Source organism: Streptomyces sp. NBC_01716, from assembly GCF_036248275.1.
Lineage (GTDB): Bacteria > Actinomycetota > Actinomycetes > Streptomycetales > Streptomycetaceae > Streptomyces.
Genome location: NZ_CP109181.1, coordinates 2912418 through 2931894, shown reverse-complemented (window position 1 = coordinate 2931894; position 19477 = coordinate 2912418). Strand labels below are relative to the sequence as shown.

Below are 19477 nucleotides of genomic sequence, written 5' to 3'. Positions count from 1 at the left end.
CGTGGCACTCTCGATTTCGGCGGTGGTGCTGCTGGCGATCATCGTCTTCCTCTTGATCCGGAAATCCGGACTCAAGGGTGGACACGCGTTGGTCTGCGTCTTACTCGGTTTCTATCTGGCCAGCTCCTCGGTGGCCCCCTCGATCACCGAACTGACCACCAACGTGGCGGGGATGATCGGCGACCTCCAGTTCTAGGCCCTGTCCGGTGGATCTTCCCGGGCCGTACGGCTGCCTGGCCCGGGATTGTCGGTGAGGGCGCGCCTCGTACGCTGTGGGCATGACCGATCTTCCCGGCCGTCGTCTGCTCCTGGTCCACGCGCACCCCGACGACGAGTCGATCAACAACGGCGCCACGATGGCCAGATACGCGGCCGAGGGCGCCCAGGTCACCTTGGTGACCTGCACCCTGGGTGAGGAGGGCGAGGTCATTCCGCCCTCCCTCGCCCATCTCACGCCCGGCGGCGGGCCGGCGGGCGCCTTCAGCCCGCTCGGGGCCCACCGCGAAGGTGAGCTCGCCGCGGCCATGAAGGAGCTCGGCGTCGCCGACCACCGGCTGCTGGGCGGCCGGGGGCGCTACAAGGACTCCGGCATGATGGGCCTCCCGCAGAACGACCGCGAGGACGCCTTCTGGGGCGCGGACGTGGACGGCGCCGCCGCGCATCTGGTGCGGGTGATCCGGTCCGTACAGCCGCAGGTGCTGGTGACGTACGACCCCCAGGGCGGCTACGGCCACCCCGACCACATCCAGGCCCACCGTGTCGCCACACGCGCCGCCGAGCTGGCCGCCGACGCCGGCTTCCGGCCCGGACTCGGCGCCCCGCACACGATCGCGAAGATCTACTGGAACAGGGTGGCGCGCTCGGCCGCCGAGGAGGGTTTCGCCCGGCTGCGTGCCTCCGCGGCGGCCTTCGAGGGGGTGGCGGAGATCGAGGACGTCCCCGGAGTGGTGGACGACACCGGGATCACGACGGAGATCGACGGGACGGCGTACGCGGCGCGGAAGGCCGCGGCGATGCGCGCCCACGAGACGCAGATCGTGGTGGACGGGGCGTTCTTCGCGCTCTCCAACGGCCTCGGGCAGCCCCTTCTCACCGTGGAGCACTACCAGTTGGTGCGGGGCGCATCCGGCGCGGACGCCGGTGTACGTGAGACGGATCTCTTCGCGGGGGTGGGCGTGTGAGCGGGCGCAAGGGTGCGGGCCGCCCGAAGGCGAAGAGCGGCGGGGGAGGCGGCGCGCGTACGGGCGGTGCTGCCCGTGGGGCCGGGGCTACCCGTGCGGATGGTGCGACGAGCGGTGCGGCCGGCGCGGGCTCCGCCGGCCAGGGCGTACCCGGCCTGTGGCCCGCGTCCCCGCCGAGACCCTGGCGCATCGCCGCGTACGTCGGTCTCGTGATCCTCGGGGTGGTGGTCGGCACGGCGGGCTCGCTCGTCCAGAGCGGCTTCTTCCCCGGCGGCCTCGTCCTCGCGCTGGTGGCCTCCGCGGCCCTCTTCTACGGAGGCCGCACCGCGACCGGGACCGCCTTCGGCGTCGGGGCTCCTGCGGCGGGCTGGCTGATCGCCGTCATCGTGCTCAGTCTCGGGCGGCCGGAGGGCGACGGCGTCTTCGACGCGGGGCTCGGCCCTGTCGTCTATCTGCTGGGCGGTGCACTGGTGGCTGTGATGTGTGCCACCATGTCGCGGTCACCGCAACCGGGTCAGGAGTCCGGCCGACTTGGAAAGTGATACGCCCGTCCAGTGACCCGTCGGCCCGAATTGACCCTGTCCGTACGGTCGGTGGAATAAACGCTTCCCCCGGTCGTCGGGTGCGTTCCGGCGCAGGACAGTATGGTGGTGCGCGCTCCGGGCCGTCCCCTGGCCTCCGGCTTGGGGGGACCCACACAGTTGAGTACCAGTAAGAACGGGCGGCGGAGCCAACCCGGGAGAACTTGCTTTGAGTCGTGAAACTGACAGTTCGTCCTCCGGGCCCCAGGGGCGCGGCGGAGCCGCGTACCCCTCGGGGACACCGCCGTACGGATCCCGCCAGTATCCGTCGCCGCACCCTGAGCAGGACGCTCCGGAGGAAACAGACACGGCCCCGGCCCAGCCGGACGAGCCGAAGACCGAGACCACGCTGACCACGCGCATCCGGATCAACATCCCGGGTTCGCGGCCGATTCCGCCCGTCGTCATGCGTACGCCCATGAGCGACACGGACAGCGGCCCGTCCGGACCGGGCGGACCCGCGGGTCCGGACGCGCGGCCGGGCCGGGGCGCCGACGACACGGGTGGCGTGAAGCGCTCCGGCGCGGCCCCCGAGACCGGTGCGGCCGACGAGGACGCGCCGGCGGCGGAGAAGCCCGCGACGAGCGACTGGTTCGCGCCGCGCAAGCCCCAGGCCGGGGGCACGCTCCCCGGCGGGATGGGCGCCGGAGCCGCCGTGACGGCACCGGGCCCGACGGTCCCACCGCCGGCGCCCGGCCCCGGCACGGGGCCCGGTGCGAGCGGGCGTACCGACCTTCCGTACGGCTCCGACAGCGGTCCTGACACCCGGGGCGGCGCGGGCGTTCCGCGCCCGCCGGCCTCCGGGGGCAACGCCTTCATGCCGCCCGGCAGGGACGGCGCCACCCCGGCGTTCGGGGTCGGCGCCCCCGACGGACCGACCTCGGGCCCGGCGAGCGGCACGTCGTCGCTGGCCTTCCTGGACCTGCCGCCGGGCGCCGACCTGGGCGCTTCGGGCGGCCCCACAGGCCCGGGAAGCCCGGCGGGACCGGCCCGCCGTGACGACCGGGACGACCGCGGCGGAGCGCCGCGCATGTCCGACGACACCGCGATCCTGACCCCGCAGCAGCCCGCCCCGGAGCCTCCGGGCGGTGCCGGCGCGCATGTCTCGGGCGACACGCTCTCCAGCGGTATCCCGGTGGTGCCGTCGGACAACCGTTCGCCGTTCCCGCCCGCCGGTTCCCAGACGGGCGCGATGCCGCGTGCCGATCTGTCCGGCGGCCGGTTCCAGGACGGCCAACTGCCCCCGCCTCCCGGCCCGTCGGGCGGCCCTCTGTCCACGAGGCCCTCCTCCCAAGGAGGGGGCAACCCCGACTTCTCGGCGCCGGACTTCCCCGGCCCGCCAGGACCGGCGTCCACCACGCCCGCGGGACCGGGCTCCGGCGCACCCGCGCGGACGACGAGCCCGCCTCCCAAGAAGAAGAAAGGCCGCTCGAAGCTGATGGCCGCGGGCGCGGGCATCGTCACGCTGGTCGCGATCGCCTACGGCGCCGGACTGCTGCTGAACCACTCCGACGTCCCCAAGGGCACCACCGTCTTCGGGGTGGACATCGGCGGCGGCACCCGCGACGACGCGGTGGACAAGCTGGACGCGACACTCGGCGAGCGGTCGACCGCGCCGCTCCAGCTGACCGTCGGCGGCAAGAAGGAGGAGCTCGGGCCGGACAAGGCGGGGCTCACCTTCGACAGCCAGGCGACGGTCCGCAATGCCGCGGGCAGCGACTACAACCCGGTCTCCGTGATCGGCTCGCTCTTCGGCGGCGAACGCGTCACCGAGCCGGTGATCCCGGTCGACGAGGAGAAGCTGCGCGTCGCGCTCACCGACCTCGCGGGCGACTCGGGCTCGGCGGCCGACGGCACGATCAAGTTCGAGCCGGGCAAGGCCGTCCCCGTACCGGGCAAGGCGGGCAAGGCACTTGATGTCGAGCGCTCGATGATCTCGGTACGGGACGCCTACCGCGCCCAGGTCGAGACCGGCAAGCCCAACAGCGTCGAACTGCCCATCGCCACCCGCGAACCGACCGTCGACCAGGCCGAACTCGACCGGGCAATGAAGGAGTTCGCCGAACCGGCCATGTCGGGCCTGATCACGATCAGGGCCGGCGGCAAGCAGATCCAGTTCGGCCCCGACCGGTCGCTGCCGCAGATCCTCTCCATGAAGCCGATCGACGGGAAACTGGTCGAGGTCTACGACAGGGCGGCGATCGAGCAACTGCTGGACGGCGTCTTCGACGGCCTCACTATCACCAAGGCCGACGGCAAGGAACACCCGGTGTCGGCGGCGGACGTGGCGCAGGCCATGCAGAAGCCGCTGCTGGGCAAGACCCCGGAGGAACGCACGGCCGAGATCGAGCTCGACCCGCAGGGCTGACGCTCCACCCAGCCACTGGACGGGCCGCGCACGCGCGGCCCGTCCGGCGTTTTCCGGACAGGCCCTGGGACCGCGCTCAGTTCAGCATCGCGCGGGCGGCCCGTGCCTTGTGGCGGATCGCGTCCGCCGTCGCCGGTTCCACCGCGGCGACCACCTCCGCGTACTCGTCCATCTCCGCCGCCCCCGTCAGGAAGTCCCCGCGCCGCACCAGCAGTTGGGCACGCTCGTAACGGAGCCGGGCCGGGTGGGACGGCAGCAGGAGGCTCAGTTCGAGGGCCCACAGCGCGACATCACCGCGCTCGGGGCGTGTCGACGCCCACGCGCGGAGGTTGTTCAGGATGCGGATCACGATGTGGAGCGGTTCGGCCGGGTTCAGTATCGACGGCACCAGCGGGGCGCCCGTGGCCCCTCTCACCAGCGTCTCGGTGTCCTGCCGGGTCAGGATCCGGCCACCCGTGAACGGGTCGACCAGGACCCCGTCGTCGGGCTCTTCGGGCGGGCCGATGCCGACGACGAAGTGACCGGGGAGGGCCACCCCGTACACCGGCGCCCCCGCGCGGCGCGCGACCTCGGTCCACAGCACCGAGAGCAGGATCGGCAGCCCGCGCCTGCGGCGCAGGACCTCGTGCAGCAGGGAGGCCTCCAGGCGCCCGTACTCGGCCGGTGTGCCCCGGAAGCCGAGGCGCGTGCCCAGCAGGTCCTCCAGCGCCGCGCCCCACGCGCGCGGGCCGTCGAGACCGAAGGGCAGCATCCCGGCCAGCCTGTCGAGCTCGATCTGCGCCGCGTCGATCCCGTCCTCGTCGAGCGCGGAGTCCGCCTCCGTACCGATGAGGAGGCAGAGCAGGGCGATGTCGGGCCGTTCGGCGCGGGCCTCGGCGGCGAACCGGCTCCGCCGGTCGGACGATGGCGGTTGAGGTGGTTCCATGGCCGGTCCGTCGCTCCTCACGCGGGTCGGAAGTGGTGGTAACGGTGATGCGTGGCGAAGCCCATGCCCTCGTACAGCGTGCCCGCGGCCTCGTTGTCCGACTCGACCTGGAGCCACGCCGCGGACGCGCCCTCCTCCAGCGCACGGCCGGCGAGCGCGCGCATCACGGCGCTCGCCAGCCCCTGCCGCCGCCGCGCGGGATCGACCTCGACGGCCATGAAGCCCGCCCAGCGCCCGTCCACGACACACCGGCCGATCGCGGCCGGCACCCCGTCGTCACCCTCGACCGAGGCGAACCAGACGGACGGCCCGCCGCCGAGCACCCGCAGCACATGCGGGCCCGGCTCGTCGAAGCGCTGGTAGCGGCGCAGCCACCCCTCGTCGAAGGAGCGGTCCAGCCGCACCGGTGCCGCGTCCGGGTCCGGCCCGCCGTCCACCAGAGGAGCGAGCGCGCCGACGCGCAGTTCGGCCGTGACCTCCCGCCGCCAGCCGCGCGCCTCCAGTTCCGTGCAGAGCAGCTCCTGCGTCCCCTCGGCGCCCGTGGCGGTCTGGATGTACGCCGGCAGGCTCCGCAGGTCGTACCAGCGCCGTACGCGCGCCAGAGCGTCGTCCAGGGGCATTCCCGGCTCGCCCAGCGGCAGCACCGAGTTGGCGCGCCGGGTGAACCCGCCGGACGCCCGCAGCTCCCAGTCGCCGAGCGCCTCGCGCTCCACCGGCTGCCACGCCCGCGCGGCGACCCGGGCCAGCTCTCTGAAGGAGGCGGCGGGACCCCGCCGCCGCGCGGGCGCGGCCGGGACGACCTTGCCCGCGACGAGCGAGGATTCCGCGATCCGGACCGTTTCACCCGTACGGCGTGTGATGAGGACCACATTGTCGTCCCAGGAGGTGAGCACACCGACTGTGTCGGTGAACTTCTCCGTGCCGTCGAAGGAGCCGGTCAGACGGCGGACGGACACACGTTTTCCCACGTCGGCGGGGGTGATCCGGACCGTCAGCCGTCCTCCGGTTGTGAATTCCACAGCTCTGTGCGCCCCTCCTGTGCGGATCGTGCCCAGGAACGGAGATACTAGGTGCGGGCATCGACGACGCCGCGCTCCCGCGCGCCCGTGGACGGAGCCGCAGATGGCCCGCCGCGCCCTATCGAGGAGGAACGACAGCGTGACCTACGTCATCGCGCAGCCTTGTGTGGATCTCAAGGACAAGGCGTGCATCGAGGAGTGCCCGGTCGACTGCATCTACGAGGGCTCCCGGTCCTTGTACATTCACCCGGACGAATGCGTCGACTGTGGTGCCTGTGAGCCGGTCTGCCCGGTCGAGGCGATCTTCTACGAGGACGACACTCCGGAGGAGTGGAAGGACTACTACAAGGCGAACGTGGAGTTCTTCGACGAACTCGGTTCTCCCGGTGGTGCGTCCAAGCTCGGTCTGATCGAGCGTGATCACCCCTTCATCGCCGCACTGCCGCCGCAGCCTCAGAACGACTGACCTCAGAACGACTGAGCGTGCCCTCGGTCCCGTACGGCGAATCGCCGTACGGGACCGAGGTGTTTCCCTCGCCGTACCGGCGGATTCCGTCGTCGTACCGACAATCGAGCAGCACCGAGAGAGTGAGCACCGTGTCCGCAGTCTCTTCGCGACTTCCGGTCTTCCCCTGGGACAAGCTGGAGCCCTACAAGGCGACGGCGTCGGCCCATCCGGACGGCATCGTGGATCTGTCCGTGGGGACCCCGGTGGACCCGGTCCCCGAGCTGATCCAGCGCGCCCTGGTCGGCGCGGCGAACTCGCCCGGCTATCCGACCGTGTGGGGCACGCCCGAGCTGCGTGACGCGCTGACCGGCTGGGTGGAGCGGCGGCTCGGGGCGCGCGGCGTCGCCCACACCAACGTCCTTCCGGTGGTCGGCTCCAAGGAACTGGTCGCCTGGCTGCCGACCCAGCTCGGGCTCGGCGCCGGCGACCGGGTCGCCTACCCCCGGCTCGCCTACCCGACGTACGAGGTGGGGGCCCGGCTGTGCGGGGCGGAGCCCGTCTCCTACGAAGACCCCACCGAACTCGACCCGGCGGGCCTGAAGCTGCTCTGGCTCAACTCGCCGTCGAACCCGACCGGACGGGTCCTGGACAAGGCCGAGCTGACCCGGATCGTCGCCTGGGCCCGTGCGCACGGCGTGCTGCTCTTCAGCGACGAGTGCTATCTGGAACTCGGCTGGGAGGCCGAGCCCGTCTCCGTACTCCACCCGGACGTCTGCGGCGGCTCGTACGAGGGCGTCGTGGCCGTCCACTCGCTCTCCAAGCGCTCCAACCTGGCCGGTTACCGGGCGGCCTTCCTCGCGGGCGACGCGGCCGTCCTGGGCGAGCTGCTCCAGATCCGTAAGCACGGCGGCATGATGACGCCCGCGCCGGTGCAGGCGGCGACCGTCGCGGCGCTGGGCGACGACAGCCATGTGACGGAGCAGCGCGCGCGGTACGCGGCCCGCCGTACCGCCCTGCGCGCGGCCCTGGAGAGCCACGGCTTCCGGATCGAGCACAGCGAGGCGAGCCTGTACCTCTGGGCGACGCGCGACGAGCCGTGCTGGCGGACGGTGGCGGACCTCGCGGAGCTGGGGATCCTGGTGGCGCCGGGGGACTTCTACGGGCCCGCGGGCGGGAGTTTCGTACGGGTGGCGCTCACGGCGACCGACGAGCGCGTGGACGCCGCGGTCAAGCGGCTCGGCTGAGGCCCGCCGGAGGGTGCGGCCCGGGGCCGGGGCGACGCGAAGGGGCTCGGGGAGTACGTACTCCCCGAGCCCCTTCGCGTGTGCGTGTGTCTGCCGGACCGGCCTGGATCAGCCGAGCGGCAGGGTGTTGACGGGCAGCTTGTCGGTGGGCAGGCCGTTTCCGAGGGAGTCGGTCGGCAGGCCGTTCTCGGTGACGGACGCCGCCGCGTCACCGAGGGTCTGACCGGCGCCGCCGGCCGCGTCACCGGCCGCACGCTGGGCGACGGGGGTGGCGGACTTGGCGACGCCGCCGAGGGTCTTGCCGGCCGCCGGGACGGACGCGGCGATCGTCTCGCTGCCCGCCTCGCCCGCCAGCCCGGTCGCCGTCCGGGCGCCGTTGTCGAGCGTGTCACCGAGCGCGGCGCCGTCCAGCTGGGAAACGCCGCCGAGGTCGGTGGCCTGCGGGAGGGCTACTGCGCTGGCGGAGCCGGCCGCACCGACCACGGGGGCTGCGCCCGCCGCGACAATCAGCGCGGCACGGGCGATCCGACGGGTCAGGGGGAGGGACATGATGCTCCTTCGACGGGAGAGGAAATTGTCGTGTCCAGCGATCGGACGCAGTGACAACCCCTCGAAGGGCATCCGAGGTTGCGGTGCGCGAGGGTAAAGAATTGGTAATGCGTCGCATTATCGGTTACGGATAAAAACGGTCAAAGGATCCTCGGTGCGGAGATCTGGCGAACCGTCACTTCTCCTTTGTCGCAAGGGATTTGTGTTGGCTCGATGGAATCGCCGGGTGAGTCCGCGCAATGCCGTCCCGAAACGCCGGGACTACTTCGTTCGGGTGGATCGGCCGTACTACTGCGCGATCCGCATTCGAACCGCGTTCCCACCGGATTTCTCCGGACCCGATTCACCGTCGGTCTTGCGCCAGCCCTGACCGGACTTCTCCACGCTCCACACCCGGTCTCCTACGGAGACCTCGGCGATACGCAGATCCGCGGAGTGCGCCACCGCCCAGTGGGCGAGTTCCCAGCCGCGGGCCTCGTCCGAACCGCCGACCGGCACGGCCACCTCGGCCGGGCCCTTGACGTCGGGCTGTCCTGCCGCCTCGCCGCCCGCCTGGCCCTCCTGCTCGCCGCCGCCGTCCGCGGGCGCGTCCGCGGAGCCGGCCTTCGGCAGGACCTCGGGTCCGAAGGCGCGCGTCAGAGCCGCCCGTACCTTCGCCGGATCGCCCGGTTCGCCGTCGCTCCCGCCCGTGCAGGTGAGCGTCGCGGCGGCCCGGCCGGTGAGGGCGGCGGACAGCAGCGTCGCGTCCGGCTCGTGCTTCGCGTACGCCTGCGGGAAACCGCTGCGCTGGACGCGCTGCGCCGCCTCCGTAAGAGGAAGCCGTGAGTAGCCGGGGACCTCGGCGAGTCCCGCGTAGAACTTCCCGGCCGAGTACACGGGGTCGAGGATCTGCTCGACCGTGCCCCAGCCCTTCGACGGGCGCTGCTGGAAGAGCCCGACGGAGTCCCGGTCGCCGTGGTCGATGTTGCGCAGCGCCGACTCCTGGAGAGCGGTCGCCAGGGCGATCGTGACGGCGCGCTCGGGCATGCCGCGCGTGGTGCCGACGGCGGAGATCGTGGCGGCGTTCGCGGCCTGCTCCGGACTCATCTCGTAGGTGGGGACGTCGCCGTCGGACGAGTCGGTGGCACGCGCGACGCAGCGCGGCGGGCCGCCGTCGCCGGGGACGAGGCGCACCACGAGGTAGCCGGCCAGCGCGAGGAGCACGGTGAGCCCGGCCGCGATACGCAGGAACCGGCCGCGACGGGAGGGGGATGCGGTCTCGGACACGCCGCCCACCGTACCGGCCCCGCCTGTCGGCCAGGACCGGCCCGCCCGGGGCCTGTCCCGGCCCCTGCCGCCCCCGCCGGACACGGGCCACGTCGTAGGGTCTGGCCATGCCCGAAACGAAGCCTGGACCCACGCTGGACCTCACGCTGGACGCCCCGGAACTCACCGCCCGGCTCGTCGACATCCCGTCCGTCAGCGGCGCCGAGAAGCCCCTCGCGGACGCCGTGGAGGAGGCGCTGCGCGCGCTGCCCCATCTCGCCGTCGAGCGGTTCGGCAACAACGTCGTGGCCCGTACCGACCTCGGGCTGGCCGAGCGGGTCATCCTCGCCGGGCACATCGACACCGTCCCGATCGCCGGCAACGTGCCCTCCAGGCTGGACGGGAACGGCATCCTGTGGGGCTGCGGCACCACCGACATGAAGTCGGGCGTCGCCGTCCAGCTGCGCATCGCCGCGACCGTGCCCACGCCCAACCGCGACCTCACCTTCGTCTTCTACGACAACGAGGAGGTCGCCGCCGACCTGAACGGCCTCGGGCACGTGGCCGCCGCCCGCCCCGACCTCCTGGAGGCCGACTTCGCCGTCCTGCTCGAACCCTCCGACGCGCAGGTCGAGGGCGGCTGCCAGGGGACGCTGCGGGTCCACCTCCGTACGGAGGGCGAGCGGGCGCACTCCGCGCGCAGCTGGATGGGGTCCAACGCCATCCACGCCGCCGCGCCCATCCTGGCCCGCCTCGCCGCGTACGAACCGCGCCGCCCGGTGATCGACGGACTGGAGTACCGGGAGGGACTGAACGCCGTCGCGATCGAGGGGGGCGTGGCGAACAACGTCATCCCCGACGCGTGCACCGTGGTGGTCAACTACCGCTACGCGCCGGACCGCGGCGAGGCGGAGGCGGTGGCGCACGTGCGCGAGGTGTTCGCCGGCTGCGGGGTCCGGGAATTCGTCGTGGACGATCACTCGGGCGCGGCCCTGCCCGGTCTCTCGCACCCCGCCGCGGCCGCGTTCATGGCGGCCGTGGGCGGCACCGCGCAGCCCAAGTTCGGCTGGACGGACGTCTCGCGTTTCGGCGCGCTGGGAGTGCCCGCGGTCAATTACGGCCCGGGGGACGCGCTGCTGGCCCACAAGCGCGACGAGCACGTGGCCGTCGAGCGGATCACGCACTGCGAGAACCGGCTGCGGGAGTGGCTGAGCGCGTAGGACCCGTCTTGTCCGGCGGGGTGTGGGCGGCCGGTACGGCCGGAGGAGTCGGACGGACCGCCGGAATTTCGCCGGTTGTCACCTCCATGGATCTACGCTGGCCCGGAACTGGCACAGCAGCGGAGGGAGCAGTCCATGGGCAGTCCTGAGGAAGCACGGAAGCCGGACACGCAGCGTCTCGGGCCGGTGCTGCGTCGCCGGGACCAGGTGCAGCCGGGCACCACCGACCAGCGGCTGCTGGACACCGAGGGCGACTCCGAGTGGGTGCACACCGATCCCTGGCGGGTCATGCGCATCCAGTCCGAGTTCGTGGAGGGCTTCGGCGCGCTCGCCGAACTCCCCAGCGCCATCAGCGTCTTCGGCTCGGCCCGCACGCCCGTCGACTCGCCGGACTACGAGTCGGGCGTCCGGATCGGCCGGGCACTGGTCGAGGCCGGTTTCGCGGTGATCACGGGCGGTGGCCCCGGCGCGATGGAGGCGGCGAACAAGGGCGCGCGGGAGGCGAAGGGCATCTCCGTCGGGCTCGGTATCGAGCTGCCCTTCGAGCAGGGGCTCAACCCGCACGTCGACATCGGGGTCAACTTCCGTTACTTCTTTGTCCGGAAAACGATGTTTGTGAAGTATGCGCAGGGCTTCGTGGTGCTGCCCGGCGGCCTCGGCACGCTGGACGAACTGTTCGAGGCGCTCACGCTGGTCCAGACCCGCAAGGTGACCCGCTTCCCCATCGTCCTCTTCGGGACGCGGTACTGGACCGGTCTCATCGACTGGCTGCGGGACACCGTCGTGGCACAGGGCAAGGCGTCGGAGAAGGACCTGCTGCTGTTCCACGTCACGGACGACGTGGACGAGGCGGTGGCGCTGGTGACCAAGGAGACCGGCAAGTAGCGCCGGGCCCCAGACGGGACTTCTCAAACACGCCCTAGGCCAGCCCCCGGCGAGCCACCGCCGGGGGCCGGTGGCCCGCGATCGACGCCACCATGTCCAGCACCTGCTTCGTCTCGGCCACCTCGTGCACGCGGTAGATCCGCGCGCCGAGCCAGGCCGAGACGGCGGTCGTCGCGAGCGTCCCGATCACCCGCTCCTTCACCGGTCTGTCGAGGGTCTCGCCGACGAAGTCCTTGTTGGACAGTGACACGAGCACCGGCCAGCCGGTCTCCGTCATCTCGCCCAGCCTGCGGGTCGCCTCCAGAGAATGCCGGGTGCTCTTCCCGAAGTCGTGCCCCGGATCGATCATGATCGCGTCCCGGCGGACGCCCAGCTCCACCGCCCGGTCGGCCAGCCCGAGCGTCACCCGGAGAATGTCCTCGACCACGTCGTCGTACGCGACCCGGTGCGGCCGGGTCCGGGGCTCGGCCCCGCCCGCGTGCGTGCAGACCAGCCCCGCGCCGTACCGCGCGGCGACCTCGGCGAGCGCCGGATCGACCCCGCCCCAGGCGTCGTTGAGCACATCGGCGCCCGCCTCGCAGACCGCCTCGCCGACCTCGTGCCGCCAGGTGTCGACGCTGATCACCACGTCCGGGTGGCGCCTGCGTACCTCGGCGACGAAACCGACCGTCCGGCGCGCCTCCTCCTTGGCCGTCACCTCGTCGCCGGGCCCCGCCTTCACGCCGCCGATGTCGATGATCGCGGCGCCCTCGGAGACCGCCCGCTCCACCCGGTCGAGTGCCGGCTGGTCGCGGAAGGTCGCGCCCTGGTCGTAGAAGGAGTCCGGGGTCCGGTTGACGATGGCCATGATCACCGGCTCGTACGGGCCGAACTCCCGCCGCCCCAGCCGCAGGGTGCCGTCGCTCATCCCCTGGTCACCGCCCGACTCCGCCTTGCGATCCACGCCACCGGACTCCGCTCCCTGATCCGCCCTGACCCAACCGACAGACCCTAACTGTCGGTCCCGCGTGGCACGATCGGCACCGGACGTTTTCCTGCCCCGGGGAGAAGCACGTGTTCCTGTTCTTGCTCATCGCGATGGTCGTGGTGGTGGCCTCGGTCACCCTCGCGGTGGTCGGCGGCGGCGACCGCGAGGTGCTGCCCGAGACCGCGCCCGAACTCCTCGTGGACCCGCTGCCCACGACACGCCCGGTGGGCCGGGCCGACATAGAGGCCCTGCGGCTGCCGGTCGCCCTCAGGGGCTACCGGATGGCGGACGTGGACGAGGTGCTCGCCAGGGTCGGCGCCGAGCTGGCCGAGCGGGACTCCCGGATCGCCGAGCTGGAGTCCACCCTCGCGGGCGCCCAGGCGGCGGCGGTCGGTGGGCCCGACCTTTTCAGGAACCCGGGCGAGGAGGACCAGCGGTGACCGACGGCGGAGCGGTGGCGGGCCCGGACGGCGAGCTGCGCTGTCCCTGGGGCCTGTCGACCGAGGACTACGTCAAGTACCACGACGAGGAGTGGGGGCGCCCCGTCCACGGCGACGACGCGCTGTTCGAGCGGCTGTGCCTGGAGGCGTTCCAGTCCGGCCTCTCCTGGATCACGATCCTGCGCCGCCGCGAGGGCTTCCGCCGGGCCTTCGCGGGTTTCCACATCCCGGCCGTCGCCGCCTTCACCGACGCGGACGCCGCGCGGCTGCTGACCGACGAGGGCATCATCCGCAACCGCGCCAAGATCGATGCCACCCTCGCCAACGCGCGCGAGCTGGCCGGCTGGTCCGCCGGCGAACTGGACACCCTCATCTGGTCGTACGCCCCGGACCCGGCGACGCGCCCGGTACCGAAGACGGTCGGGGACGTCCCGCCGGTCAGCGACGAGTCCACCGCACTGGCGAAGGCGCTCAAGAAGCGCGGCATCCGGTTCGTGGGCCCCACGACGGCGTACGCGCTGATGCAGGCCTGCGGCCTGGTCGACGACCACCTGGCCGGCTGCCTGGTCCGCCGGCAGCTCGCCGACGTGTAGGGGATCCCGGCCGACCCCCGGCCCCCCGGGCCCGGTCAGCGGCCCACGTAGCGCGGCTTCGCCTTGGCGAGGAAGGCCTGGACCGCGATGCCGTGGTCCTGCGACGCGCCCGCCCGGTTCTGGAGTTCGTCCTCCTTCTCCAGCGTCTCGGCCAGCGAATGGCCGGCGCCGTACGCCAGGGACTCCTTCAGCGCCGCGTACGCCAGTGTGGGGCCCTCCGCGAGGGTCCGCGCGACCGCCGCCGCCTCGGAGGCGAGGTCGGCCGCGGGGACCAGCTTGTTGACGATCCCCAGCTCGTACGCCTGCTCCGCCGTGACCGACCGCGGGAACATCAGGAGGTCCGCCGCCCTGCTCCCGCCGATCAGCCGTGGCAGCGTCCACGACACGCCGGAGTCGGCCGTCAGTGCCACCCCCGCGAACGAGGTGTTGAAGGAGGCCGTGTCGGCCACCACGCGGTAGTCGCAGGCGAGCGCGAAGCCGAACCCCGCCCCCGCCGCCACCCCGTTGACCCCCGCCACGACCGGCTTCGGCATCTCGGTCAGGGCCCGCACGATGGGGTTGTAGTGCTCGCCGACGGTCCGCATGGTCCCGCCGCTGCCGTCGGCCGTGTCGGCCGCCAGGAGGGAGACATGCTCCTTCAGGTCCTGCCCCACGCAGAAGGCCCGCCCGGTGGCGGTGAGGAGCACGGCCCGTACGGCGGGGTCGTCCGCGGCGGTACGCAGCGCGTCCCGCAGGGCGACCTTGGCCGCGATGTTCAGCGCGTTCATGGCCTCGGGCCGGTTGATCGTGACGGTCGCCAACCCGTCGGCCACCTTGTACAGCACCGTGTCGGCCATGATCGAATCTCCTCCGCGACTCTGACTGCCCGTCCAGCTGTCCTGTCGGGCCCCAGCATGGCGGAGATCACCGCAGGTCGGCATGTGACCTGCGTCAAAGAATCCACGGCCGCGCAGCCCTGAACAGCGGCGAAGTATCGCAGGCGGATCGCCGAATTGAGTCGTTTTGAGAGAGCGCGTTGCGTAAGCGATGCCGTCCGATGTTGGTCATCGGGTCCCGCCATGCGGGATAATGGCCTGGAAGCAATGTGTTCGATGCCGGTGACACAGCGCCTGTCATGGGGCCGCCGGCGGTGATGAGCTGGTTTCAGGAAGGGGAACGAGCATGGCGGCCATGAAGCCGCGGACGGGCGACGGCCCGCTCGAGGTGACCAAGGAGGGGCGGGGCATCGTCATGCGCGTTCCGCTCGAAGGCGGCGGTCGGCTGGTCGTCGAGCTGACCCCCGACGAGGCGGATGCGCTGGGCGACGCTCTGAAGAAGGTCGTCGGCTGACGCGGACAGAACGCGCACTCTCGTGCTGCCCCGTCGCGGACGTACCTCCGTGCCGGGGCAGCTTTATGCCGTTCCCTGCCTCGTGTCCTCCTACGGAAGGCGGGTCAGCCTACGGAAGGCGGGTCAGCGGCGTACGGCGCAGAGCAGCCCGTCGCCCACCGGCAGCAGCGACGGCAGCAGCTCGTCCTGCATCTCCCGCACCGTACGCAGCAGCTCGCGCAGCCGCAGTACCTCGTGGGGCTGGGCCGCCGAATCGACCGTACGGCCGTCCGCGAAGACGCCCTCGAAGCAGACGAGGCCCCCGGGCCGAAGCAGGCGCAACGATTCAGCGAGATAGTCGAGGCATTCGAGCCGATCCCCGTCGCAGAAGACGAGGTCGTACCCGCCGTCGGCGAGCCGGGGGAGTACGTCGCGGGCCCGGCCGGGAATGAAGCGCGCGCGATTGTTGGTGAAACCGGCCGCGCGGAACGCCTCGCGGGCGAACTGCTGCCGCTCCGGCTCCGTGTCGACCGTGGTCAGCACGCCGTCGGACCGCATGCCGCTGAGGAGATAGATCCCGGAGACACCGGTGCCCGTGCCGATCTCCGCCACCGCCTTGGCGCCCGCCGTGGCGGCAAGCAGACGAAGCGCGGCGCCCGTGCCCGGTGACACCGAGCGGAGCCCCATGTCCCGGGCCCTGTCGCGGGCCCAGCGCAGTGCCTCGTCCTCGGCGACAAAAGCGTCGGCGAACGCCCAGCTTGTCTGCCGGTTGGCGGTAATGACCCTCTCCTGTCCCCGTAGTTGGCGCACCGGTGACTGTATCCGCTGCACGCGGGAACCCGCTGATGGGACCGGGCGTTAAGAGGGGGTGGGGGAACGCATGGATGAAGAGCTGGAACAAGACCTGGAACCGGTCGCAAATTCAGGCAAAGATTCTTATCCGGAGCTAACGGGCGAGGTAGCTATGGTAGGTGCTCCGCTGGACACCACCAGAGTCGATAGGGGAGGTGCGGCTGCGCCTGCGGATCGGGGAGGAGCGCTGAAGCGCTTTCTCAGGTCGGCCGGTGAGCCGAAATCCGTGACCAACTTCGCTGACCGTTCTCGCTCGACCGACTCCGCAGTTACGGCGACCTTCGCATCGGATGCGGAATCGCAGGCGTGGACGCCTCCCAGCTGGGAGGAGATCGTCAGCACGCACAGCGCCCGCGTGTACCGCCTTGCCTACCGTCTCACGGGCAACCAGCACGACGCCGAGGATCTGACCCAGGAAGTCTTCGTCCGGGTCTTCAGGTCGCTGTCGACGTACACCCCCGGCACGTTCGAGGGCTGGCTGCACCGCATCACCACCAATCTCTTCCTGGACATGGTCCGCCGTAAGCAGCGGATCCGGTTCGACGCGCTCGGTGAGGACGCGGCGGAGCGCCTGCCCAGCCGTGAGCCCTCGCCGCAGCAGGTCTTCCACGACACCCACTTCGACGCCGACGTGCAGCAGGCGCTGGACACCCTCGCTCCCGAATTCCGGGCCGCGGTCGTCCTGTGCGACATCGAGGGACTGTCGTACGAGGAAATCGCCGCCACGCTCGGTGTGAAGCTCGGCACGGTGCGCAGCAGGATCCACCGTGGCCGTTCGCATCTGCGCAAGGCCCTTCAGCACCGTTCCCCCGAGGCTCGGGCCGAGCAGCGCACGTTCGCGAGCGTTGCCGGGGAGGGCGGACTCGCGTGAGTGGCACAGGTCCGACCCCCGCAGAGCAGCACCTGGGGGACCGGCTCGCCGCCCTGGTGGACGGGGAGCTCGGTCACGACGCCAGGGAGCGTGTGCTGGCGCACCTCGCCACCTGCGCCAGGTGCAAGGCGGAGGCCGACGCCCAGCGCCGGCTGAAGAACGCGTTCGCGCAGTCGGCGCCGCCGCCGCTGTCCGAAGGATTTCTCGCCCGTCTCCAGGGGCTGCCCGGCGGAGCCACCGAGAAGGACGAGGACGAGCCCCCTGGTCCGTTCGACGGTTCGGCGTTCGGCAACGGCGTCTTCGGCGTGCGGAGCGACGCGTTCGGCTACCGCCCGGCCGGACCCCACGGGTCACCTCTGCGCGGCGGCTCCAGCTCCGGTGCCGGCTTCAGGATCCACGAGGTCGGACGTGTCGAGGCCGAGCGCTCACCCTGGCGCGGCCGGAGGTTCGCCTTCGCCGCCGCGAGCGCGGTGTCCTTCGCCGCGATGGCCCTGGGCGGCGCGCTGCCCATGGGTGCCACGGCCGACACCGCCGCGCGCGGGGCCGGTGCGCCCAACAGCATCACGCCGCTGACCAGGGCCACCACACCGCCCGGCAGCGCGACGCGGGGCAGGCAGGGCGGCGAGCGGGGTGCCATCCTTCCGCAGTCCGTCGACAGCGCGCCGGTGCTCGCTCCCGGCACGATGCAGGCACCGCTCACTCCCCACCCGTTCCAGTCGGCGGTCCTCATCCACTACCCGGGGGCGCCCTTGATACGTCCTACGGGTACGGCGTTCCAGATGGCCGCCAATCCCGGAACGACCACACCTACCGCCACACCCGACCCCACCCACCTCGCCGCACCCACACAGCCCGGCGTGCCGCTTTCGCAGCGTCGGTGACAGGGTCCCTGCGCGAACATTCGTAAACCTGGTTGAATCCCTGCAGGGGTGCCTGATCGGGGCACGGACGAGGCAGGTGCGGGGAGAGCATGGACGACGGCAAGGCCACCGGACCCAAGGCGAAGTGGTGGAGCCGCCCGGCTACGGGGCGCGCGATACCGCGGGACTCCGACGTACCGGAGCACCGGATCACTGAGGAGACGACGGAACTGTCGCCGGTCACCGATGAAAACCCCCAGGGTCCCGACCGGGCGCCGGTCACCGGACCCGCCGACAGCGTCCCCGAGCGAGCGGCCGGCCCGGAGCCGTCCTTCGACCCGGATCCGGATCCGGAGGACCATCTCCTCGCCCCGCCCGAGCGCACCCCCTCGGCGGTGAGCGCCACGGCGGGAACGGGCACGCAGGGCCGCCCGCAGCCGCTGCACGAGCCCGACCCCTACAGCACACCGCCCTACGGCGGCCCCGGCCCCTGGGCGCCCGCGCCTCCCGTGCAGCGACCGGTGCCCACCCCGGCGGGAGGCACGCCCATCCCGCCGCAGCACTACACCGGGCAGACCGCCGCGGCCGCCCCCGGCGCACCCCAGCCCCAGCCGGCCTCGGGGTACGGCGTCCCGCCCCAGAGCGCCCAGCAGCCGATGCGGGGCCACCAGGGCCAGGGTCACCTGCCCCCGCCCCAGGGCCCGCACCCTCAGCCCAACCAGTGGCTCCAGTACGACCCCTGGGGCGCCCCCGGACAGCAGGCCCTGTCCCACCCCGACCCGGGCGAGCAACGGAAGAAGCGCCGCGGTATCGGCCTCGTGGGCGCCCTGGCACTCGCGCTCTGCGCCGCCGTCATCGGTGGTGGAGTCGGCGCGTACATCGAGCGCAACGGCGGCCTCACCAGCGTCGAACTGCCCCAGGCGGGCAACGACAGCGGCGGCCGTCCGGCCGACAGCGTCGCCGGGATCGCCTCCAGCGCCCTGCCGAGCGTCGTCACCCTCCATGTCAGCGGAGGCGGCGAGCAGGGCACCGGCACCGGCTTCGTACTGGACCGTTCCGGCCACATCCTGACCAACAACCATGTGGTCGACCCCGCCGGCGAGAACGGCGACATCTCGATCACCTTCAGCGGCGGCGAGACCGCCAAGGCGAAGCTCGTCGGCAAGGACAGCGGCTACGACCTCGCCGTGGTGAAGGTCACCGGCGTCTCCGGACTCAAGCCGCTGCCGCTCGGCAACTCCGACAACGTCCAGGTCGGCGACCCGGTGGTGGCCATCGGCGCGCCCTTCGACCTCCAGAACACCGTCACGGCGGGCATCATCAGCGCCAAGGAGCGCCCGATCACCGCCGGCGGCGAGAACGGCGACGGCAGCGACATCAGCTACGTCGACGCCCTCCAGACCGACGCACCGATCAACCCCGGCAACTCCGGCGGCCCGCTGGTGAATTCGAAGGCCCAGGTCATCGGCATCAACAGCGCGATCCGCGGCGCCGACGGCGGCGGTACGCCGGACGGCGCCCAGGCCGGTTCCATCGGGCTCGGCTTCGCGATACCGATCAACCAGGGCAAGCGCGTCGCCGAGGAGCTGATCAACACCGGCAAGGCGTCGCACCCCGTGATCGGTGTCACGCTCGACATGGAGTACACGGGCGACGGCGCCAAGGTCGGTGCGAAGGGCGCCGGTGGCGGGCCGGCGGTGGAGGAAGGCGGCCCGGCGGCGAAGGCGGGCATCAGGACCGGCGACGTCATCACCGAGGTGGACGGCCAGCGCGTGCACAGCGGCGAGGAGCTGATCGTGAAGGTCCGCTCGCACCGCCCAGGTGACGAATTGGAGCTCACACTGACGCGCGGAGGTAAAGAGCAGACCATGACTCTGGTACTCGGCAGCGCGGAAGGCAGGTGAGTGCCGAATGAAGGTAC

21 protein-coding genes are annotated in these 19477 nt (G+C 72.0%); 14 read left to right on the top strand and 7 right to left on the bottom strand.

Going from position 1 to position 19477, the window contains the following annotated elements:
• The first annotated feature begins 1 nt into the window (after position 1).
• From OIE74_RS12575 to OIE74_RS12560, 4 genes are all read left to right on the top strand, one after another.
• Complete coding sequence (locus tag OIE74_RS12575) at positions 2–196, top strand: hypothetical protein (protein WP_329382075.1); 195 nt, start codon at positions 2–4, stop codon at positions 194–196.
• Between the two features lie 82 nt (positions 197–278).
• Complete coding sequence (gene mshB / locus OIE74_RS12570; protein ID WP_329382072.1) at positions 279–1181, top strand: N-acetyl-1-D-myo-inositol-2-amino-2-deoxy-alpha-D-glucopyranoside deacetylase; 903 nt, start codon at positions 279–281, stop codon at positions 1179–1181.
• A complete protein-coding gene (locus OIE74_RS12565) occupies positions 1178–1723 on the top strand; it encodes a DUF6113 family protein (RefSeq protein WP_329382069.1) in 546 nt (181 codons plus the stop codon). Before mshB ends, OIE74_RS12565 begins: the two co-directional genes overlap by 4 nt.
• Positions 1724–1931: 208 nt before the next feature.
• A complete protein-coding gene (locus OIE74_RS12560) occupies positions 1932–4130 on the top strand; it encodes a hypothetical protein (RefSeq protein WP_329382067.1) in 2199 nt (732 codons plus the stop codon).
• 76 nt (positions 4131–4206) lie between these two features.
• On the opposite strand, the gene OIE74_RS12555 is transcribed toward OIE74_RS12560, so the two are convergent.
• Together OIE74_RS12555 and OIE74_RS12550 are read right to left on the bottom strand one after the other, a co-directional pair.
• The gene (locus tag OIE74_RS12555; protein WP_329382064.1) at positions 4207–5055 is read right to left on the bottom strand and encodes a transglutaminase-like domain-containing protein; all 849 of its coding nucleotides are present in this window, start codon (positions 5053–5055) and stop codon (positions 4207–4209) included.
• Between the two features lie 17 nt (positions 5056–5072).
• Positions 5073–6074 carry a GNAT family N-acetyltransferase gene (locus OIE74_RS12550; RefSeq protein ID WP_329382061.1) on the bottom strand — a complete coding sequence of 334 codons (1002 nt, stop codon included), beginning with the start codon at positions 6072–6074 and terminating at the stop codon, positions 5073–5075.
• Positions 6075–6213: 139 nt separating this feature from the next.
• Here OIE74_RS12550 and fdxA point away from each other — a divergent pair, with 139 nt between their 5' ends.
• Both fdxA and OIE74_RS12540 read left to right on the top strand, forming a co-directional pair.
• A complete protein-coding gene (gene fdxA / locus OIE74_RS12545; RefSeq protein WP_189111520.1) occupies positions 6214–6540 on the top strand; it encodes a ferredoxin in 327 nt (108 codons plus the stop codon).
• A gap of 131 nt (positions 6541–6671) precedes the next feature.
• Positions 6672–7766, top strand: a complete 1095-nt coding sequence (locus OIE74_RS12540) for a bifunctional succinyldiaminopimelate transaminase/glutamate-prephenate aminotransferase (RefSeq protein ID WP_329382056.1) — start codon at positions 6672–6674, stop codon at positions 7764–7766.
• A gap of 108 nt (positions 7767–7874) precedes the next feature.
• Here OIE74_RS12540 and OIE74_RS12535 read toward each other — a convergent pair whose 3' ends face one another.
• Both OIE74_RS12535 and OIE74_RS12530 read right to left on the bottom strand, forming a co-directional pair.
• Positions 7875–8315 (bottom strand): ATP-binding protein, encoded by a 441-nt coding sequence (locus OIE74_RS12535; RefSeq protein ID WP_329382053.1) that lies wholly within the window; start codon positions 8313–8315, stop codon positions 7875–7877.
• A 288-nt stretch (positions 8316–8603) separates the two neighbouring features.
• Positions 8604–9581 (bottom strand): hypothetical protein, encoded by a 978-nt coding sequence (locus OIE74_RS12530; protein ID WP_329382050.1) that lies wholly within the window; start codon positions 9579–9581, stop codon positions 8604–8606.
• Positions 9582–9688: 107 nt separating this feature from the next.
• On the opposite strand from OIE74_RS12530, the gene dapE reads away from it, so the two are divergent.
• Positions 9689–10780, top strand: a complete 1092-nt coding sequence (gene dapE / locus OIE74_RS12525; RefSeq protein ID WP_329382047.1) for a succinyl-diaminopimelate desuccinylase — start codon at positions 9689–9691, stop codon at positions 10778–10780.
• Positions 10781–10915: 135 nt separating this feature from the next.
• On the top strand, positions 10916–11665 hold the full coding sequence (locus OIE74_RS12520; RefSeq protein ID WP_329382043.1) for a TIGR00730 family Rossman fold protein: 750 nt from the start codon (positions 10916–10918) through the stop codon (positions 11663–11665).
• 34 nt (positions 11666–11699) lie between these two features.
• Here OIE74_RS12520 and folP read toward each other — a convergent pair whose 3' ends face one another.
• Entirely contained in the window at positions 11700–12572 is an 873-nt protein-coding gene (gene folP / locus OIE74_RS12515) for a dihydropteroate synthase (protein ID WP_329392269.1), read from the bottom strand.
• 146 nt (positions 12573–12718) lie between these two features.
• Here folP and OIE74_RS12510 point away from each other — a divergent pair, with 146 nt between their 5' ends.
• Together OIE74_RS12510 and OIE74_RS12505 are read left to right on the top strand one after the other, a co-directional pair.
• Positions 12719–13072, top strand: a complete 354-nt coding sequence (locus OIE74_RS12510) for a DivIVA domain-containing protein (protein WP_329382040.1) — start codon at positions 12719–12721, stop codon at positions 13070–13072.
• Positions 13069–13665 carry a DNA-3-methyladenine glycosylase I gene (locus OIE74_RS12505; protein WP_329382038.1) on the top strand — a complete coding sequence of 199 codons (597 nt, stop codon included), beginning with the start codon at positions 13069–13071 and terminating at the stop codon, positions 13663–13665. Before OIE74_RS12510 ends, OIE74_RS12505 begins: the two co-directional genes overlap by 4 nt.
• A 35-nt stretch (positions 13666–13700) precedes the next feature.
• Here OIE74_RS12505 and OIE74_RS12500 read toward each other — a convergent pair whose 3' ends face one another.
• Complete coding sequence (locus OIE74_RS12500) at positions 13701–14501, bottom strand: enoyl-CoA hydratase/isomerase family protein (protein WP_329382035.1); 801 nt, start codon at positions 14499–14501, stop codon at positions 13701–13703.
• Between the two features lie 325 nt (positions 14502–14826).
• Here OIE74_RS12500 and OIE74_RS12495 point away from each other — a divergent pair, with 325 nt between their 5' ends.
• Complete coding sequence (locus tag OIE74_RS12495; protein ID WP_003966491.1) at positions 14827–14994, top strand: DUF3117 domain-containing protein; 168 nt, start codon at positions 14827–14829, stop codon at positions 14992–14994.
• Between the two features lie 123 nt (positions 14995–15117).
• Here OIE74_RS12495 and OIE74_RS12490 read toward each other — a convergent pair whose 3' ends face one another.
• A complete protein-coding gene (locus tag OIE74_RS12490; protein WP_329392268.1) occupies positions 15118–15783 on the bottom strand; it encodes an O-methyltransferase in 666 nt (221 codons plus the stop codon).
• A gap of 154 nt (positions 15784–15937) precedes the next feature.
• On the opposite strand from OIE74_RS12490, the gene sigE reads away from it, so the two are divergent.
• The 3 genes from sigE (at position 15938) to OIE74_RS12475 (ending at position 19460) form a co-directional block, all read left to right on the top strand.
• On the top strand, positions 15938–16696 hold the full coding sequence (sigE, locus tag OIE74_RS12485; protein WP_329392267.1) for an RNA polymerase sigma factor SigE: 759 nt from the start codon (positions 15938–15940) through the stop codon (positions 16694–16696).
• Positions 16693–17577: an anti-sigma factor family protein gene (locus OIE74_RS12480; RefSeq protein WP_329382033.1), complete on the top strand. Its 885-nt coding sequence runs from the start codon at positions 16693–16695 to the stop codon at positions 17575–17577. The genes sigE and OIE74_RS12480 overlap by 4 nt, the downstream gene beginning before the upstream one ends.
• Before the next feature lie 89 nt (positions 17578–17666).
• A complete protein-coding gene (locus tag OIE74_RS12475) occupies positions 17667–19460 on the top strand; it encodes a S1C family serine protease (protein ID WP_329382030.1) in 1794 nt (597 codons plus the stop codon).
• Positions 19461–19477 lie beyond the last annotated feature (17 nt).

What these genes read in the sequence shown, in the direction of transcription:
- mshB (WP_329382072.1), top strand. Translation starts at nt 279, where the DNA reads ATGACCGATCTTCCCGGCCGTCGTCTGCTCCTGGTCCACGCGCACCCC.
- OIE74_RS12555 (WP_329382064.1), bottom strand. Translation starts at nt 5,055, where the DNA reads ATGGAACCACCTCAACCGCCATCGTCCGACCGGCGGAGCCGGTTCGCC.
- OIE74_RS12535 (WP_329382053.1), bottom strand. Translation starts at nt 8,315, where the DNA reads ATGTCCCTCCCCCTGACCCGTCGGATCGCCCGTGCCGCGCTGATTGTC.
- dapE (WP_329382047.1), top strand. Translation starts at nt 9,689, where the DNA reads ATGCCCGAAACGAAGCCTGGACCCACGCTGGACCTCACGCTGGACGCC.
- OIE74_RS12520 (WP_329382043.1), top strand. Translation starts at nt 10,916, where the DNA reads ATGGGCAGTCCTGAGGAAGCACGGAAGCCGGACACGCAGCGTCTCGGG.
- folP (WP_329392269.1), bottom strand. Translation starts at nt 12,572, where the DNA reads ATGAGCGACGGCACCCTGCGGCTGGGGCGGCGGGAGTTCGGCCCGTAC.
- OIE74_RS12500 (WP_329382035.1), bottom strand. Translation starts at nt 14,501, where the DNA reads ATGGCCGACACGGTGCTGTACAAGGTGGCCGACGGGTTGGCGACCGTC.
- OIE74_RS12495 (WP_003966491.1), top strand. Translation starts at nt 14,827, where the DNA reads ATGGCGGCCATGAAGCCGCGGACGGGCGACGGCCCGCTCGAGGTGACC.
- sigE (WP_329392267.1), top strand. Translation starts at nt 15,938, where the DNA reads ATGGTAGGTGCTCCGCTGGACACCACCAGAGTCGATAGGGGAGGTGCG.
- OIE74_RS12475 (WP_329382030.1), top strand. Translation starts at nt 17,667, where the DNA reads ATGGACGACGGCAAGGCCACCGGACCCAAGGCGAAGTGGTGGAGCCGC.